Here is a 17,631-nt window from a genome sequence, read left to right as displayed (position 1 = left end):
CCATGATTCTCTCTTGCCCGCGCGGCGCGAACCCACTGCATGGACTACGTACTTTCCCTTCTGGGGCCCATGGCGCAAGGCGCGAAAGTGACCTTGACGCTGTTTTTCATCACGCTGGCGCTTGCCGTGCCGCTGGGCCTTGTGCTGGCCTTGGCGCGCATCTCGAAGTGGCCGCTGCTCAGCCGCGCCGTCAATGGCTATATCTGGCTGATGCGCGGCACGCCGCTGATGCTCCAGATGCTGTTCATCTACTTCGCGCTGCCGTTCGTGCCGGTGATCGGCATCCGGCTGCCCGACTTTCCGGCGGCCGTCGTGGCGTTCGCCCTGAACTACGCCGCGTACTTCGCCGAGATCTTCCGCGCCGGCATCCAGTCGGTGGACCGTGGCCAGTACGAAGGCAGCAAGGTGCTGGGCATGACCTACCTGCAGACGCTGCGCCGCATCGTCCTGCCGCAGATGGTGCAGCGCGTGTTGCCCCCCATGAGCAACGAGACCATCACGCTGGTCAAGGACACCTCGCTCATCTACGTGCTGGCCCTCAATGACATCCTGCGCACCGCGCGCGGGATCGTACAGCGCGACTTCACGACCACGCCGTTCCTGGTCGCCGCGGCTTTCTACCTGTTGATGACGCTGCTCCTGACGTGGTTCTTCCAGCACATGGAAAAGCGCTATGCCAAATATGACCAGTAATTCCCCGGCCGGGCTGAACATGCGCCCGGTCATGATCGAAGCCCGCCACATCGTCAAATCCTTCGGCGCGAACCGGGTGCTGGACGACGTTTCGTTGACCCTGGAGCAGGGCGAGGTGGTCGCGGTGATCGGCCCGTCGGGCTCTGGCAAGAGCACGTTCCTGCGCTGCCTGAATCACCTTGAGACCATCGACGAAGGCAGTATCGTGGTGGAAGGCGAAACCATGGCGGCCGCCGTCACCGGCGCGCGCAGCCAATACGCCAGCGACGCCGACGTGCGCCGCATCTGCCGCAAGATGGGCATGGTGTTCCAGTCGTTCAACCTGTTTCCGCACATGACGGTGCTGCAGAACATCATCGAGGCGCCCATCACCGTCAAGGGCATGACCCGCGCCCAGATCGTGCCCAAGGCCGAAGAACTGCTGCGCAAGGTCGGCCTTCTGAACAAGCGCGACAACTATCCCACCCGCCTGTCCGGCGGCCAGAAGCAGCGCGTCGCCATTGCCCGCGCGCTGGCCATGGAGCCCGACATCATGCTGTTCGACGAGCCCACCTCGGCGCTGGACCCGGAACTGACCGGCGAAGTGCTGCGCACCATGAAGCAGTTGGCCGACGAACGCATGACCATGCTGGTCGTGACCCACGAAATGGGCTTCGCGCGCGAAGTGGCGCATCGCGTCATCTTCATGGACGACGGCCGCATCGTCGAGGAAGCGCCTTCCGCCGCGTTCTTTGCCGCGCCCCAGCATGCGCGCAGCCGGGAGTTCCTGGCGCATATGCTTTGAGTAAGCGGCCTGGGTGGGGCGTTGCGCCAGAGAACCCGAGCGTATCCTCCGTGTGCCATGCACAAGGTTGGGACGACGGGCATATTTAAGAAGCTTTTGATGTACACGTTTCAGATGCGCGAGCACGATCACGGCGATCGTCCTCGGGTGCATCAGGTGGGAAGCTAGGGCGCTTCCGGTCAGGGTACGCGGCGGACGCCCACCCCATAGCGGCCGCCTCAGCAATAACGTCTTTCGAGCCGGGCCGCAGCCACCGGAGCGCCGCGTGCCCGCCCAATCTCGTCCGATTTTCCTGTTTATCGTTGGCGCCAATGATGGGGAAGCCAGCGCACTTCAGCACGGCATTTCACCATCACGGCGTCCTGGACCGCGGTCATGAACCAGGTGTCATTGGAAGAGCTGCTATCGCAGGCAGTCGACGTCGCGCGCAGTACTCGACGGGACGAAGCGCCCAGCCCGTGCGTCGACTGCAAGTCCGAAGTTGCCATTCTTCCGCTGCGCTATGCCGTGGTGACCAGCGAAGATCCGGAAGCGCTTGCCGCGCTGGCGCCGGATCTGCCTCGCAATCTCGGCCTGGGGTTGCCCGCGTTGCACGCCAAAGGCGTCCGCTACGCCGTGCGCGCCATGCGCCAGGGTTACCTGTACGCGTTCATCAAGCGCTTCGGAAAATGGAATTGCGAAAGCGCGTGGCGAGCGACAGGGACAGGGGTGTTCTCCCCATTCTGGCCTTACTCGCCAGATTCGCAGTACGCGCCCGAACCGCGCCGCCTGCTGGGATATGGCGGCTGGACCATCCTGTTCAAGGCCCCGGAAGACATCCAGGAAGCGCGCCTGCTGTTCACTCCGGACGTGCTTACCGAGCGCATGCTCGACAAGTTGCGCGATACCGATTCGTTGCGCAACAAGCTGCAGGCATTCGACATCAAGGAAATCGCCAGCATCTGCTCGTTTGCTCCCGACGTGCTCGACATGTCTTCCACGGACAATGGCATTGCCGAGAGCATCGCCGCGGCCCATACCCGCTTGGCGCCCACGCTTGCCAATCAGCTCCATTCCGACCCGGATTATCACCACGCCCCGCAATTGGTCGCGTCGGATTTGAGGCCGACGGTCACCCGAGCCCGCGGCGCCGCTATCGTGCTGCGCGACCCCATCGGCATTACTCAGCAACTCAACGCCTGGCGAAACGAGGCCGTCGAGACGCTGAAGGACTACTTGAACAGGGGTGGGGCCAACAACGGCATCAGCAACGAACGCAAGATTCTGGTCGCGCAGGCGTTCGGCGATGTTCGGAATCAGTTTGAAGAAAGGTCTGCTGCCTTGGAGGCGCAGCATTACATCGAGATCGAACGGGACAAGGTGTTCAATCCCGAGATGGCGCGGGGGCGCAACTGGATCCTCGACGAGGCGCAGCAGAAGCGCTGGGAAGCGGCAGCCCAGGAGCACGTGCGCAACTACGAAGCCACGATAAGAGCTCGGGTGCAAGCCAAACTGGACAGCGGCGAATACCGCGCCCGCTTCGAAAGCAAGTACGTAACTCCGCCGGACCCGAAAGCGGCGTTGCAGATCTACGCCATGCAACAGGCGCTCGCGGGTTTCGAGACCCAGTGTCGAATTGCGGAACAGGAAGCGGCGCGTCGGGCACTGCCATACGAAGTCTGGTTGCAGAGCGAGCAATTACTGGATGGGTTGGAAGTCTATGACGATGCCGACCTTGCCAGCGGCTGGCGGTTTGCGGGTCAGACAGGACTGTGCGTCTTCGGTGCGGAAGGATGCGAAAGCAGTGCCAACGTCATCCAAGAGTGGTGGCAGGGTGGGGTGCGAGACCGCAAGAACCTCGCGCTGCGAAGCTTTGGACTGAATCAGGATGCCATCCTGGCGGAAATGGACCGCATCCGCGAATCCGCGAAATCCGAGCCGGCGCTCGCTGCCGGCGAAACCATTTACCAGTACACGCGCACGGGCCTCGAAATGGCAAAGACGCTAGGGCAGCTCTTTGACAAGGCCAATAGCGTGTACGAAGCGATGGACAAATCGAGCAATGCGGGACTGTCAGGCGGAGTCCTGGCCTGGTACGCCAGCCTGGGCCGCCAGACCTTGCGCCACGCCTCGCGAGGCAACGAATGGTTCGTCCACAGGGCCACCCGCAGCTGGCTCGCCGCCAGCATCGGCGAGCGCGCCGTCAACCTCAGGCTAGAGGACCTGCAGGCCATCGGCCACAGCGCGGACCGGACGGTCATGCGAGGCCAGATCAAGCAGAACGTCCAATTCGCCTTCGCGACGGAGCTGGTGGATGCGCACTCCAGCGAGTTCTACAAGGTAAGGGCCAGCGGGTGGCTGCTGTTGCTTGAGGCCGGCCTGCTCGGATTAAGAATGCACAGCCTGCCTCAGAACGACAGGCAGAGAGCCGAGCTGGCGGCCGCCGTGCTGACCGCCGGCGCGGCGGGGATCGAAATGCTGGCCTGCGGGACGGAGCTGGTGTTGAGGCACTTCAATCCCGGAAGCACGACCGGGGTGGGGGCCACGGTGTTCTTGGGGAGGCTGCGGCTGTGGGATGGGGCGTTGGCGATCATGGGAGGTGCGATCGCCGCTACGTATGATCTGATTGATATGCAGAACGCGGCGAAAGAGAAAAAAACATCGCTATCCCGAGCATTTCGGATCCGGTTTGTCACGACTCTCTTGATGGCGACAGGGCAAGCAAGCTTAACCTTGGGAGCGGCTGCACCGATGCTACGCATTGTTGCAGAGCGGGCTGTGCTCTCACGCTGGAGCGTCTCGTTGGGCATGATGGCAGACATTTCAGCCTTCTTTGCCAAGGACGCAGTGGCGCTATTTTTGCGCCGCCTGCTACTCCGTGGGACGGGAATTTTGGTCGTAGCCAGTGTGGCAATTGCAATTTTCGATGATGACGCTCTGCAAAAATGGTGCAAGCGTACATCGTATCGCGGACCAAAGTTTCAGAACGAGAAGCCGTTTGAAGACACAGCGCAAGAATTGGCGAGCGTCTATGGCGCCCTGAATGAGGTGGCTTGATGTACGCGACCGAGTGGATGATGTGGTGGGGCTGCTTGAAATCGGATGAGGAATTAGGGAGCCATTCCGGAGGCGCACGGCCCTCGCCACGAGCTGTGTCTTACGTAGAAGATGTTGCGCAAGAGCGAGCGGCCCAACAGGCAAAACGTTGCGATCGCGCTGTCAGTCGCGGCCCAGTGTACGCCGCTAACGATATATATATGGAGATGCGTTGCGGGGGAATGGAAGACAAGCGGGGGCTTATCACGCTCGCCACTGCAATTTTTGTAGGCATGATTTTATATGCGTGGGCCGTTAGTTCGGGACCAATTCTCTTTGCAGTGCTGCTCGGCTCGATGAAGTGGTATGACAGTTCAATCGGGTGGCAGCAGTACTTTGATTTGGCGTTCGACGTCATTATTTTTGGCGTGCCGCTTTGGCTCTACTTCAGGCACGCATTCCGCTTCAGTCGTCTAGAGGTGTTGACGTCCCGTCACTTGCTGGTTCGGTTTAATCGGATTACTCGTCAAGTCTATCTTCATCGACCTTCGCATTGTGGCGGTGTCCTTGTCTTGCCCTGGAACGGCACAACCTCGATGGAGATGGCGGGTCAGCGCCTTATGCTCGGATGGTTTCCAGACGATACGCCGTTGCCGTTTCCGAACTTTGCGTTGGTGGGAAAGCCAAGCAGTCGTCTGTACGACCTGCAAGCTGAGTGGGAGTTCATCCGCCGGTACATGGACGAGGGCGGTCTGCAAGCTGTCGAGAGACCGCGCATCAGCTCGCAGCTGCCTTTGCCCTGGCCAGCCTTCACGGCGCAGTTCGAGGCGCTAGGTCCGTTTCTGCGCAACAGCGGCCCGTTGACGTGGTTGGGTTGCGTGCTGATCTCGCCTGCATTCGTTATCGTCGGGCTCTCGCATTGGGCTTCGTTGTTGCTGTGCTGGCGGCCACGTTGGCCGCGCGTCATTCGTGAGGCAGGCCAGCCGGGAAAGCCGGCGCCCGCTTTCACTACCGTCGCTGACTATCCTCCGGACGTTCAGTCACAGTTGCTGGCCAATGCGCACCGCTGGAAATTGCGGCCGGGGCGGGCCCCTGCGAATGCGTCACGCGAGGGAAAACATCGTGGGTGAGGAGGAAGAGCGGCTTCCACCCGCCGCCCACAGAAAGTTTTTCTCAAACACTATCAACACCCGAACTGAGGCGGATAGCGTGTACTAAGAGACGGACGAATCGAGCAATGCGGGACTGTCAGGTGGAGTCCTGGCCTGGTACGCCAGCCTGGGCCTTCATTGCCTTGCGCCACGCGTCACAAGGCAATGAAGGCCTCGTCCACAGGGCTAACGCAGATGGCTAGCGGTCTGCGGAGTTGGCCGCTGCCGTGATAGTCAGCCAAGCAGGTCTGGCGCTTGCGGCGGCGCGCCCAATGATCAAGATGCTGGCCGAACGCGCGACAACGACGAAATACGCTGCCTGGTGGAATTTGTTTTCTCGCGTCTCCGCAGTTTTGGCTCGACAAGCGGTAATCCTTTTCTTGCGGCGCGTGTTGCTTCGTGGGACCTTAATTACAGTTGCCTTTACGGTGGTCATTACGATATTTGATGACGATGCCCTCGAAAAGTGGTGCAAGCGTTCCCTCTACCGTGGTCCGAAGTTCAAGTATGAGAAGACTTACAAGCGTGCCGAAGAAGAGTTGGCCGCCTTGTATAGCGCGCTTTTGGAAATCATCTGATGTACATCGCTGAGTGGATCTCTTGGTTCGTATGTCTGAAACCGGACGCGTGGTTAAGGAAAAATCTCGAGGAATACCAGAGTCAGGCGATCCCAATCGTTCAGCCGGCATATGAAGATTGCTTTGTGGAGGACCGTGCGCGCCAATCTGCGAAGCGGTTCGGCCAGGCTAGAACAAAGGGGCCGGTCTATGCATGCACCGACGCATACCTTGAAATGCGCTGCGGTGGTTTAGAAGACAAGAGAGGATTCATCTCTCTGCTCACGATCGTCATCATGTACTTCATGGTGGGTTCATGGATAGACATAGACGGAAGATTGCTTTGGGCAGTCCTATCCGGCTCTGGAGTCGCCTTTGGCCGAGACCTGTATATCGGTGATCTATTCACTTTTCTTTTGGGGACCACGGTGACGGCTGGAGCGCTCTGGCTGTATTTCAAGTATGCATTTCGCTTCACTCGCCTTGAAATGCTCACATCACGCCACCTCCTGATTCGCTTCAACCGTATCACCCGTCAAGTCTTTCTACATCGGCCGGCGAGCTGCGGGGGGATTCTGGTTCTACCTTGGGAGGGTGTGCATACGGAGGAAATTCCCGGATTGAGGTTGGTGATGGGCTGGTACCCCGGTGACAACACGGACCTGCCCTTTCCGACCGCTGTGTTTATTGGAAGGCAAAGCAGCCGTCTCTCCGACCTGCAGTGCGAATGGGAATTCATCCGCCGGTACATGGACGAGGGCGGTCTGCAAGCTGTCGAGAGACCGCGCATCAGCTCGCAGCTGCCTTTGCCCTGGCCAGCCTTCACGGCGCAGTTCGAGGCGCTAGGTCCGTTTCTGCGCAACAGCGGCCCGTTGACGTGGTTGGGTTGCGTGCTGATCTCGCCTGCATTCGTTATCGTCGGGCTCTCGCATTGGGCTTCGTTGTTGCTGTGCTGGCGGCCCCGTTGGCCGCGCGTCATTCGTGAGGCAGGCCAGCCGGGAAAGCCGGCGCCCGCTTTCACTACCGTCGCTGACTATCCGCCGGACGTTCAGTCACAATTGCTGGCCAATGCGCACCGCTGGAAATTGCGGCCGGGGCGGGCCCCCGAGAGTTCGTCGCGCGTGGGTAAGAAGCGTGAACGGAACTGATGATACCTGCACGTTGAGATGATCAGTCGACTTGCGTATGCCGTTATAGGGCTTGGACGTTCGATGATCGCCGACTATTCGATATGATGCATACCCATGCCCCCCATGCCGGTTTCCACGCACTCCGATTCTGACGCTCCGCCGCTGCTCAGACTGCGCGGCCTGTACAGCGAGCGCCTGGCGCCCGTGAGCCTGGATCTGGCCGCGGGGGAGTGCTCGGCCGTGGTCGGCGCGTCGGGGTCGGGCAAATCGCTGCTGCTGCGTCAGATCGCCGACCTGGATCCCGGACACGGCGAGGCCGAGCTGGATGGCCGCCGCCGGTCGGCCATGCGCGGTTTCGAATGGCGGCGCCAGGTGATGTATTGCCAGGCCGAGGCCGGCTGGTGGGATGACCATGTGTCCGCGCATTATGCGGACCGCGCGGAGGCGGTCGGGGTCATGAGCCGGCTGGGGCTGGCCGAGGACAAGTTCGATGCGCTGGTCCACGAACTGTCCACGGGCGAGCGCCAACGCATGGGACTCGTGCGCGCGCTGCTGCAAGAGCCGCGCGTGCTGCTGCTGGACGAGCCGACCGCGGCATTGGACGAGGTCGCGACGGCGCTGGTCGAGGCCGAACTGGCGCGGTTTCTGACTCGCGGTGGCGGCATCCTGATCGTCACGCATAGCGCCGAGCAGGCCGGTCGTCTGGCGCGCCGAAGCTGGCGGATGACGCAGGGCCGCATGGAGCCCCTATGGACGTGATCCAACTGCAGGCGCTGGATCTGGTGATCGCGTCGCTGCTGGTGCTGCTAAGCGCCGGCATTTCCTTTGCGCTGCGCCTGAACCTGCACAGGCAGGTGCTGTGGGCGGCGGTGCGGACGGTGGTGCAACTGCTCCTGGTCGGCCAGATCCTTCGCATCGTGTTCGCCCACGCCGCGCCATGGCTGACGGCGCTGGTGGTGGCCGTGATGATGGCGCTGGCCGCGCGCGAGGTGGCCGCCCGGCCCAAGGCGCGCCTGACCGGACACGGCAACGGCTGGGTCGGCACGCTGGCGGTGGCCAGCACCACGCTGATCACGGCGCTGTTCATCCTGAGCACGGCGTTGCGTCCAGACCCCTGGTACGACCCGCGCTACACGATTGCACTGGTGGGCATTGTGCTGGGCAGCGTGCTCAATGCCGCCAGCCTGGCGCTGGACGGCATGTTGTCGGGCGTGCGCCGCGAACGGCTGGGTATCGAGGCACGTTTGGCACTGGGGGCCACGGTCCACCAGGCGTTCTCATCGCTGCTGCGCGAATCCGTGCGGCGCGGCATCGTGCCAAGCATCAACCAGATGTCCGCCGCGGGCATCATCACCTTGCCCGGCATCATGACCGGCCAGATCATCGCGGGCATGGACCCGGTGGACGCGGCCAAATACCAGATCCTGCTGATGTTCCTGCTGTGCGGCGCAAGCGGCATGGCAGCGATGGGCGCAGCCTACGGCGCCATGCGCCGATTGACCGATGAGCGTGGAAGGCTGCGGCTGGACAGGTTGATGCCGGGGTGGGTGTGATGCGGTGGCGGCCGTCAAAGGATGGCGTGCAGCCCTTTGTCAGCCAGGAGATTGAGAAGCTTCAATGCAGGGCCGGTAGGGCGCGTGTCGCCTTGTTCCCATTTCTTGACGGTCGAAGTGCTGGTGTGCAGGTGCAGCGCGAATACAGGTTGGCTGAACCGTAAATCTTCACGCAGCTGTTTAATATCGCCCGGACTGAAATCCCGGACGGGGGCAGGACAGATAGCGTCAAAGTCCCGCATCGTGACTTTGTCTATCGACCCCGCATGGTAGAGCGCGGCGAGATCTTCGCGCAGAGATTCAATGAGTTTGCTCACAGTTCACCTCGATTAACACGCCGGACTGCAAGGCACTTAACAGGGCGCTTACTTTCAGGTCAAGAAAGACCTTGCCTGTAAATTGCAGGGCTTTCTTTTCTGCATCGGTGATATTCGCCTTGTCGCTTTTCGGATATCCGTGCAAGAACACATATCGGCTTCCAATGCGGGCCGATACCAGCGTCCGGTAGCCGTCACGTTTGCCGCCCCCGGGGCGCGCCACTCGAAGCTTGTACAGATGACCGCCCAGATCGGCGACAACAAGGCCGCATTCCATTTCGCGGACCGCGCCACACAGCACGGCGTCAGACAACCGTTCGGCGGCCTGCCACCGGGTAAAAGATTTGCGCTTTAGCACCACCATTCCAGAACACTCCAAAGTGTACCCTTAACGGGTACAGTTAGGCGCCACACATTATTGCGTGGCCGCGAGAAATGAACTTACTCGCGCATTCGTAGTAGGAGGTCGGGGCAGCCCTCGTAAGTCAGTCGGATTTTGGATATCGACAACATTGCGCTGCAAGGTGTCAGGCATCCTAGGAAGACAATCAGCAGCCTGCAGCCGCGGCTCAACGGCTGTCGGGCACCCCTCCGAGGTCGCCCACGAATGCAGGAATCCGGCGCGTCCAAAGAAAAACCGGCAGCCCCAACGGGACTGCCGGTTTCTTGTCTGTCAGCCAGCTTGCGCCAGCTGGCAAAGCAGGGGACGCTTAGCCGATGGAGGCCAGCACCTTGTTCAGCGTGGCGCTGGGGCGCATGGCCTGGCTGGCCTTGGCTTCGTTCGGCTGGTAGTAGCCGCCGATGTCCACGGGCTTGCCTTGGGCTGCCTTGAGCTCGTCCAGGATCTTGTTCTCGCCTTCCGAGAACGCGGTCGCGGCGGGCGCGAACTGGGCGGCCAGGGCGCGGTCTTCGGTCTGGGCGGCCAGGGCTTGGGCCCAGTACATCGCCAGGTAGAAGTGGCTGCCGCGGTTGTCCAGGCCGCCGACCTTGCGCTCGGGCGACTTGTTTTCGTCCAGGAACTTGGCCGTGGCCTGATCCAGCGTCTTGGCCAGGATCTGGGCGGTCGGGTTCTTGTACGTGCGGCCCAGGTGGTCCAGCGACTCGGCCAGCGCCATGAATTCGCCCAGAGAATCCCAGCGCAGGAAGCCTTCTTCCAGGAACTGCTGCACGTGCTTGGGCGCCGAACCGCCCGCGCCGGTTTCAAACAGGCCGCCGCCAGCGACCAGCGGCACGATCGACAGCATCTTGGCGCTGGTGCCCAGTTCCATGATGGGGAACAGGTCGGTCAGGTAGTCGCGCAGCACGTTGCCGGTGACCGAGATGGTGTCCAGGCCTTCGCGGATGCGCTTGACCGAGAACTTGGTGGCTTCGACGGGGTCGAGGATGCGCAGGTCCAGGCCGCTGGTGTCGTGGTCCTTCAGGTACTGCTTGACCTTGGCGATGACCTGGGCGTCGTGGGCGCGCTTTTCGTCCAGCCAGAAGACGGCGGGCGTCTTGGTGGCGCGAGCGCGCGTGACGGCCAGCTTGACCCAGTCCTGGATCGCGGCGTCCTTGGTCTGGCACATGCGCCAGAGGTCGCCGGCCTCGACGGCTTGCTCCAGCAGCACCGCGCCGGTGGCGTCGGTGACGCGCACGGTGCCGGCGGCCGGGATGACGAAGGTCTTGTTGTGCGAACCGTATTCTTCGGCAGCCTGGGCCATCAGGCCGACGTTGGGCACGCTGCCCATCGTGACCGGATTGAAAGCGCCATTGCGCTTGCAGTCGTCGATGACGGCCTGGTAGACGCCGGCGTAGCTGCGGTCGGGGATGACTGCCTTGGTGTCCTGCAGCTTGCCTTCGGCGTTCCACATCTTGCCCGAGTCGCGGATCATGGCGGGCATGGACGCGTCGACGATGACGTCGCTGGGCACGTGCAGGTTGGTGATGCCCTTGTCGGAGTTCACCATGGCCAGCTGCGGCAGCGTCTTGTAGGCGGCGTCGATGTCGGCGGTGATGGCGGCCTGCTGGTCGGCGGGCAGCGACTGGATCTTGGCGTACAGGTCGCCAATGCCGTTGTTGGGGTCAAAGCCGGCCTGCTTGAGGACGTCGGCGTGCTTGGCCAGGACGTCCTTGTAGAACACGGAGACCACGTGGCCGAAGATGACGGGGTCCGAGACCTTCATCATGGTGGCCTTCAGGTGGACCGAGAACAGCACGCCGTTGGCGCGCGCGTCGTCGATCTGCGCCTGCAGGAAGGACTTCAGCTTGGCGGTCGACAGCACGGCGGCGTCGATGATCTCGCCGGCCTTGACCGGGGTCTTTTCCTTCAGGACGGTCTTGGTGCCGTCGGCAGCCGTCAGTTCAATCTTGACGTCGCCGGCTTGGGCGATGAGGGCCGACTTCTCGGTGCCGTAGAAGTCGCCTTCGCTCATGTGCGCGACGTGCGACTTGGAGTCGGACGACCAGACGCCCATCTTGTGCGGGTGCTTGCGGGCGTAGTTCTTGACCGACAGCGGGGCGCGGCGGTCGGAGTTGCCTTCGCGCAGGACCGGGTTGACGGCGCTGCCCTTGACCTTGTCGTAGCGCGCCTTGACGTCACGCTCGGTGTCGTTGGCGGGGGCGTCCGGGTAATCCGGCAGCTTGTAGCCCTGGTCCTGCAGTTCCTTGATGGCCGCCTTCAGTTGGGGCATCGAGGCGCTGATGTTGGGCAGCTTGATGATATTGGCTTCGGGCTTGACCGCGAGGGCGCCCAGCTCAGCCAGGGCGTCGGACAGCTTCTGGCCGTCTTCGAGGTAATCCGGGAACAGGGCGATGATGCGGCCTGCCAGCGAAATGTCGCGGGTCTCGACCGTGATGCCTGCGGGTTTGGCGAATGCCTGGACGATGGGCAGCAACGAACGGGTTGCAAGTGCCGGAGCTTCGTCGGTGAGGGTATAGATAATCTTCGGAGTAAGAGACATGATCCTTGAATCTGTTCGGCTCAGGCGATTAACGCGCAAACCCGAACATGCTATGCGGCGTACGCCGGTAGATGTTGTCGAGAGTGGGTTCGTATGGAGGGACGCGCAGGCAAGCCGTCCACCCAACATGACCGCCGCCCGTCCTATTGTTTGACTGGACCGGCCGGCCCGATTGAAAGGGCCGTATCCGGGTCCGCCTTGGAAGGTGCGACCGCCACGAACTTTCCATTGTAATACCGTGCTACGCATTGCGCCGGGAAATGGTTCCATTTCATGATGGCGACGCAATATGCATAGGCCCAAGGTTTCAGGGACGGATCGCTTGCGGCGGGCCAACTTGCTGCGGATCGAGCCCAACTTGCGCGTTTGACAAAGCGCCGCGATGAGAGGAAAGTAGCGCCCATGAATTTCCGCGCCGTCCGCATTTCGCTGATTATTACCATCATTCCTGGAATGGTGGGTTAGCGCGCGACCGCAACAGTCACAGCCACCCGCCCCACGAGGCGGGTTTTTTGTGGCCGCCTCTGCCGGGCAAGCCTACCCAAGCAGAGAAACCATGTCCGCTACCCCCCCCAACGCACCCTCGGAATTCCAGGCTGGCGCCGCCACGCCCATGGAGTACCTGCGGCAGATCCTGACCGCCCGGGTCTATGACATTGCCCGGGAAACCGAACTGGACCTGGCGCGCGGCCTGTCCGCCCGGCTCGGCAACACTGTCCACTACAAGCGCGAAGACAACCAGCCGGTTTTTTCGTTCAAGGTGCGCGGCGCCTATAACAAGATGCGCAACACGCCGCGGGCGGCGCTGGAGCGCGGCGTGATCACCGCGTCGGCCGGCAACCATGCGCAGGGCGTCGCCATTTCGGCGGCCAAGCTGGGCGTGCGGGCCATCATCGTGGTGCCGCAGACCGCACCGCAAGTGAAGGTGGACGCCGTGCGCGCCCACGGCGGTCCGACCGTCACCGTGGTGCAGGCCGGCGATTCGTATAGCGACGCCTACGCCCATGCCCAGATGCTGGCGCAGGAACAGGGACTGACGTTCGTCCCCGCGTTCGACGATCCGTATGTGATCGCCGGTCAGGGCACGGTGGGAATGGAGATCCTGCGCCAGCACCCCGAACCGCTGCACGCCATCTTCGTGCCGATCGGCGGCGGCAGCCTGGCAGCGGGCGTATCGACCTACGTGAAGGCGGTGCATCCCGGCGTGAAGGTCATCGGCGTCCAGACAGAGGACTCTTGCGCGATGGCGCAGTCGCTGCGCGTGGGCGAACGCGTCATCCTGGCCGACGTGGGCCTGTTTTCGGATGGCACGGCCGTCAAGCTGGTGGGCGAAGAGACGTTCCGCCTGTGCCGCGAGCATCTGGACGAGGTGATCCTGGTCGACACCGATTCGGTATGCGCGGCCATCAAGGACGTTTTCCTGGACACGCGCAGCGTGCTGGAGCCAGCGGGTGCGCTGGCGGTGGCGGGGCTGAAAAAATACGTCGAGCGCGAAGGCGCTCGCGGGCAATCGCTGGTGGCGATTACTTCAGGCGCCAACATGAACTTTGACCGCATGCGGTTCGTGGCGGACCGCGCCGAGGTGGGCGAGGCGCGCGAGGCGGTGTTCGCGGTGACCATCCCCGAGGAACGCGGCAGTTTCCGGCGCTTTTGCAAGGTGATCGGGCAACGTAGCGTGACCGAATTCAACTACCGCATCGCCGACGCGCGCACCGCGCACATCTTCGTCAGCGTGCAGATCGCGCGCCGCGGTGATTCGGCCGACATTCTGGCGGCGTTGCAAGCCGAGGGCTTCTCGGCCACCGACCTGACGAACAACGAAGTCTCCAAGCAGCACATCCGCTACATGGTTGGCGGACGCTCGCCGCTGGCAGGCGGCGAACGGCTGTTCCGCTTTGAATTTCCCGAGCGCCCGGGCGCGCTGATGAAGTTTCTGTCGGCGATGGCGCCCAACTGGAACATCAGCCTGTTCCATTACCGCAACCAGGGCACGGACTTCAGCTCGGCGCTGGTGGGCATCCAGGCACCGGTGGCCGACGATGCGGCGCTGGATGCGTTCCTGCGGCAACTGGGTTATGCGCACGCCGAGGAAACGGGGAACGAGGCCTACCGCCAGTTCCTGATCTGAGTGAGCGGCCGGGCGTTTAGCTAGCGTTGCAACCGGCCTTGCGCGGCAATGCCACGCCCGGCTTCAAACGCAGCGTCGCGCGGCCCTGCGCCTGGGTCAGTTCCAGCGCGTTTGCGCGCCATGCGGGCACGTCGTCGAATGCGATGACCGGCGACGAGCCGGAAGCGGCCTTCGCGCCGGGCCGTTCGAATTGCAGCGCAGGCAGGCCCACGCACGTGTCCTTGAAATCCAGGCGGGCCAGCTCACGCCCGTCGCTCAGGCGCACCGCGCGAAACGCCAGGGGCGTATCCACGAACTTGCTGACTTCCGGCACGTATTGCAGGTAACCGTGGGCGTCCTTGACGTGCGTGGCCGGTTGCAGCACGACGACGTCGCGGCCCGGAGGGATAGCCAGGTAGGCCACATCGCCCGCCACATCCAGCAGCTTGCCCGGGCCGAGGTTCTTGGCCTTGAGCGGCGCGTGCCGGATCATCACGGTTTCGTTCCAGGCGGAATTCACGCGCGTCCATCCGAGCAGGCGGGAGTCCTCGAACCGCGTGCCGTGGATCCGGTCGCGGTCTGGCTTGTCGGAGATGGGTAGACGCTGCACGCGCAGCGCGCCGTTGACCACTTGCAGATGCGCGAGCACGGTGCTGGCGCTGGAACTGGTGAAGAATGCCAGCACCGCGTCGGTTTCCAGAATGGCGACGGGACCGGGGCAGAAGAACGCGCGGGCTTGCGGCGCATTGCTACCCGGAAAGAGCAGGGCGCCGACGTCCGCGCCGCACAGGCTTTTGCCCTGGAACGTGATGGTGGTGGCGCGCGTCGTCTGGCGCTGACCGGTATTCCAGTCGCTGCGGCTGCCGGTTGCCACGTCGACGACAAGGCCGTGATTGTCATAGACCACCGCGGCGCCCGAGGGCGCGGCCAGCAGGCTGAGCAGAAACACGAGGGCGCGGCGGCTCGTCATGGGCGGACTCAGAGGATGGCGGGAGGGGTGAATATATACCGCTGAAGCCGCGCCGGTCCGGTTCAGCGTTCGGCCAGCCCGTCGACATGGATCTGCGCCTGTCCCTGCGGACAATGCTCCACGCGTGCCCGCACCCGGTATACGCGGCGCAGCGTGTCGGGCGTTACCACATCGCCTGGCAGCCCTTCGGCCTCGATCGCGCCCGCGTGCAGCAGCAACGCATGGTCCGCGTGGCGCAGCGCGATGTTCAGGTCGTGCAGCACCACCAGCGTAATGAGACGGTGCAGGCGCGTCTGGCGGCGCAGCACGTCCATCACGTGGAACTGATAATTCAGATCCAGCGCGGACAGCGGTTCGTCGAGCAGCAAGAGGCGCGGGCGCCGCACCAGCGCCTGGGCCAGCGAGGCAAGCTGCTTCTGTCCGCCTGACAGTTCGTCCAGATGGCGGCTGGCCAGGTGCGCAATGCCCAGCTCGGTGATGACCGCCATGGCGTCCTCCATCAGCGCGTGCCCGGGTTGCCCGTGCCTTCCGGAACGCGCCGCCACCAGCACCGATTCGAAGACGGTCATGTGCACCCCCTTGGGCAGGGCCTGCGGCATGTACATCGCGCATTCGGCGCGGCGGGCGGCGCTGGCCTGCGCCAGGTCCTCGCCGCCCAGCAAGAGGGCACCGTCCATCACCGGATGCAGGCCCGCCAGCGTCTTGAGAAGCGTGGACTTGCCGCTGCCGTTGGGGCCCAACAGCGCGGTGACGGCGCCTTCGGCCATGGGGCCGGCGCTGGCGTGGCGTAGCACCGGCCGCCCGCCGTAGCCCGCGGACAGCGCCTGGAGGCGTAGCTGCGTCATCGTCAGGGTTGCAGCACCAGCGTGCCGCGCATGTGCTGCGCGTGCGCCGGGAACGAGCAGTAGTAGGTGTATGACTGGCCGGCGCGCAGGCGGCTGACGGGGAAGGTGACGGTGGCCGTCTCGCCGCCGCCCAGCATCGGCGTCTTGGCCAGGATGCGGGCGTCTCCCGGCTTCAGGAAGTCGTTGTTCGCGCCCGCCTGGATGCCGTCCGCCATGACGGCGTCGATGTCCCCGGTCTTGGTCAGCACCCAGTTGTGGCCGGCCTTTTCCTTGCTGTTCTTGCCCGTGTGAATGAGCCGCACGGTGAATTCCTGGCAGCTTGCCGGCACGACGATGTGGTCAGGGCCGAACTGCTTGCCGGGCCGGCCTTCGACGTCGATGCTGCACTCGGCGGGCGCGGCATGGGCCGTGCCGGCGATCATCAGGGCCGCGAGGGTCAGCGTCAGGCGGAATTTCATCGGGGTGTCTCCTTGTGCGATGGGTGCCGTCAGGCGCGCTTGAGCGCCCGCACGACGATGGTGAGAAAGAAGGGAATGCCGACCAGCGACGTGACGATGCCCACGGGAATGAGCGCGCCGGGCAGCACGGTCTTGGAGGCGACGGACGCAAGCGACAGGATCAGCGCGCCGGCCAGGGCGCTGCCCGGCAGGTAATAGCGATGGTCTTCGCCCAGCAGCAGCCGCGCGATGTGCGGCGCAACCAGGCCGACGAAGCCGATCGTGCCCACGAACGACACGGCCAGCGCCGCCAGCGCGCTGACGCGCAGCAGGCTGACCAGGCGCAGGCGCTTGACGTCGATGCCGAAGCTGGCCGCGCGTTCCTCGCCCAGGCGCACCGCGGTGAGCTTCCAGGCGTCGCGCATCGAAAACGGGATGGCGAGCGACAGGGCCGCCGCCATGACGCCGACCGTTGTCCAGTTGGCGCGCGCAAGGCTGCCCATGGTCCAGAACACGATGCCTTGCAAGGCCTCTTCGCTGGCGACGAACTGCAGCAGCATCACCAGCGCCTGAAACGAATACACCAGCGCGATGCCAAAGAGCACCACGCCCAGTGTCGATCCGCCACGCCAGCGCGCCACGCGCTCCAGCACCAGCACCGAGAGCAGCGTGCAGGCGAAGGCCGATACGGACACCGTCATGCCGGCCGGCAGCGCCGGCAGATGCCAATCCAGCGTGATGGCAAGCGACGCGCCGAACGCTGCCGCGGCCGAGACGCCCAGCGTGTAGGGGCTGGCGAGCGGGTTGTCCAGCATGGTCTGCATCTCGGCGCCGCCCAGGCCCAACGCAACGCCGACCAGCAGCGCCATCAGCGCATAGGGCAACCGGAACTGCCAGACGATGACGCGCGTGCCGGTGTCCGACACATCGGGGTGCAGCAGCGTGCGTAGCAACTCAGGCAGGGACAGCGATGCGGGTCCGCTCGCGATGTCGGCCAGCAGGCTGGCCACGATGGCCAGCACCAGCGCGGCGGTCAACAAGAGGCGCTTGCGCACCGCGCGCCGATACGTGGCGATGGGGTCGCCGGGGACGGAAGCCGTGCGTAGTGGCGTCGCTGTGACAATATCGGTCAT

General features: G+C 63.6%; 16 protein-coding genes. 9 read left to right on the top strand and 7 right to left on the bottom strand.

Annotated elements, in window-relative coordinates; genetic code table 11:
• Positions 1–39: 39 nt before the first annotated feature.
• From QEP15_RS13320 to QEP15_RS13285, 8 genes are all read left to right on the top strand, one after another.
• Entirely contained in the window at positions 40–693 is a 654-nt protein-coding gene (locus tag QEP15_RS13320; protein ID WP_056318568.1) for an amino acid ABC transporter permease, read from the top strand.
• Between the two features lie 31 nt (positions 694–724).
• The gene (locus tag QEP15_RS13315; RefSeq protein WP_152385503.1) at positions 725–1,477 is read left to right on the top strand and encodes an amino acid ABC transporter ATP-binding protein; all 753 of its coding nucleotides are present in this window, start codon (positions 725–727) and stop codon (positions 1,475–1,477) included.
• A gap of 375 nt (positions 1,478–1,852) precedes the next feature.
• Positions 1,853–4,513: a T6SS effector BTH_I2691 family protein gene (locus QEP15_RS13310; RefSeq protein WP_280147541.1), complete on the top strand. Its 2,661-nt coding sequence runs from the start codon at positions 1,853–1,855 to the stop codon at positions 4,511–4,513.
• Positions 4,514–4,734: 221 nt separating this feature from the next.
• On the top strand, positions 4,735–5,622 hold the full coding sequence (locus tag QEP15_RS13305; RefSeq protein ID WP_175234436.1) for a hypothetical protein: 888 nt from the start codon (positions 4,735–4,737) through the stop codon (positions 5,620–5,622).
• 293 nt (positions 5,623–5,915) lie between these two features.
• The gene (locus QEP15_RS13300) at positions 5,916–6,221 is read left to right on the top strand and encodes a hypothetical protein (RefSeq protein ID WP_279992557.1); all 306 of its coding nucleotides are present in this window, start codon (positions 5,916–5,918) and stop codon (positions 6,219–6,221) included.
• On the top strand, positions 6,221–7,348 hold the full coding sequence (locus QEP15_RS13295; RefSeq protein WP_280147540.1) for a hypothetical protein: 1,128 nt from the start codon (positions 6,221–6,223) through the stop codon (positions 7,346–7,348). Before QEP15_RS13300 ends, QEP15_RS13295 begins: the two co-directional genes overlap by 1 nt.
• A 96-nt stretch (positions 7,349–7,444) precedes the next feature.
• Positions 7,445–8,089: an ABC transporter ATP-binding protein gene (locus QEP15_RS13290; protein ID WP_376750978.1), complete on the top strand. Its 645-nt coding sequence runs from the start codon at positions 7,445–7,447 to the stop codon at positions 8,087–8,089.
• Positions 8,080–8,883 carry an ABC transporter permease gene (locus QEP15_RS13285; protein WP_280147539.1) on the top strand — a complete coding sequence of 268 codons (804 nt, stop codon included), beginning with the start codon at positions 8,080–8,082 and terminating at the stop codon, positions 8,881–8,883. The genes QEP15_RS13290 and QEP15_RS13285 overlap by 10 nt, the downstream gene beginning before the upstream one ends.
• Before the next feature lie 14 nt (positions 8,884–8,897).
• Here QEP15_RS13285 and QEP15_RS13280 read toward each other — a convergent pair whose 3' ends face one another.
• The 3 genes from QEP15_RS13280 to QEP15_RS13270 all read right to left on the bottom strand — a co-directional run bounded on the left by QEP15_RS13280 (position 8,898) and on the right by QEP15_RS13270 (position 12,139).
• Positions 8,898–9,200 carry a helix-turn-helix domain-containing protein gene (locus QEP15_RS13280; RefSeq protein ID WP_279992108.1) on the bottom strand — a complete coding sequence of 101 codons (303 nt, stop codon included), beginning with the start codon at positions 9,198–9,200 and terminating at the stop codon, positions 8,898–8,900.
• The gene (locus QEP15_RS13275; RefSeq protein WP_279992109.1) at positions 9,184–9,564 is read right to left on the bottom strand and encodes a type II toxin-antitoxin system RelE/ParE family toxin; all 381 of its coding nucleotides are present in this window, start codon (positions 9,562–9,564) and stop codon (positions 9,184–9,186) included. Before QEP15_RS13275 ends, QEP15_RS13280 begins: the two co-directional genes overlap by 17 nt.
• Before the next feature lie 346 nt (positions 9,565–9,910).
• The gene (locus tag QEP15_RS13270) at positions 9,911–12,139 is read right to left on the bottom strand and encodes an NADP-dependent isocitrate dehydrogenase (RefSeq protein WP_280147538.1); all 2,229 of its coding nucleotides are present in this window, start codon (positions 12,137–12,139) and stop codon (positions 9,911–9,913) included.
• Positions 12,140–12,695: 556 nt separating this feature from the next.
• On the opposite strand from QEP15_RS13270, the gene ilvA reads away from it, so the two are divergent.
• A complete protein-coding gene (gene ilvA, locus QEP15_RS13265) occupies positions 12,696–14,267 on the top strand; it encodes a threonine ammonia-lyase, biosynthetic (protein ID WP_217617948.1) in 1,572 nt (523 codons plus the stop codon).
• 16 nt (positions 14,268–14,283) lie between these two features.
• On the opposite strand, the gene QEP15_RS13260 is transcribed toward ilvA, so the two are convergent.
• The 4 genes from QEP15_RS13260 to QEP15_RS13245 form a co-directional block, all read right to left on the bottom strand.
• Positions 14,284–15,216: a hypothetical protein gene (locus QEP15_RS13260; protein ID WP_175155535.1), complete on the bottom strand. Its 933-nt coding sequence runs from the start codon at positions 15,214–15,216 to the stop codon at positions 14,284–14,286.
• A 62-nt stretch (positions 15,217–15,278) separates the two neighbouring features.
• Positions 15,279–16,061 carry an ABC transporter ATP-binding protein gene (locus QEP15_RS13255; RefSeq protein WP_062839404.1) on the bottom strand — a complete coding sequence of 261 codons (783 nt, stop codon included), beginning with the start codon at positions 16,059–16,061 and terminating at the stop codon, positions 15,279–15,281.
• A gap of 2 nt (positions 16,062–16,063) precedes the next feature.
• Positions 16,064–16,519 carry an azurin gene (gene azu, locus QEP15_RS13250; protein WP_175155534.1) on the bottom strand — a complete coding sequence of 152 codons (456 nt, stop codon included), beginning with the start codon at positions 16,517–16,519 and terminating at the stop codon, positions 16,064–16,066.
• A 29-nt stretch (positions 16,520–16,548) separates the two neighbouring features.
• On the bottom strand, positions 16,549–17,631 hold the full coding sequence (locus tag QEP15_RS13245; RefSeq protein WP_175155533.1) for a FecCD family ABC transporter permease: 1,083 nt from the start codon (positions 17,629–17,631) through the stop codon (positions 16,549–16,551).

Source organism: Achromobacter mucicolens (genome assembly GCF_029866465.1).
Lineage (GTDB): Bacteria > Pseudomonadota > Gammaproteobacteria > Burkholderiales > Burkholderiaceae_B > Achromobacter > Achromobacter mucicolens.
The sequence above is the reverse complement of the archived record's forward strand: the minus strand, read 5'-3'. Positions and strand labels throughout refer to the sequence as shown.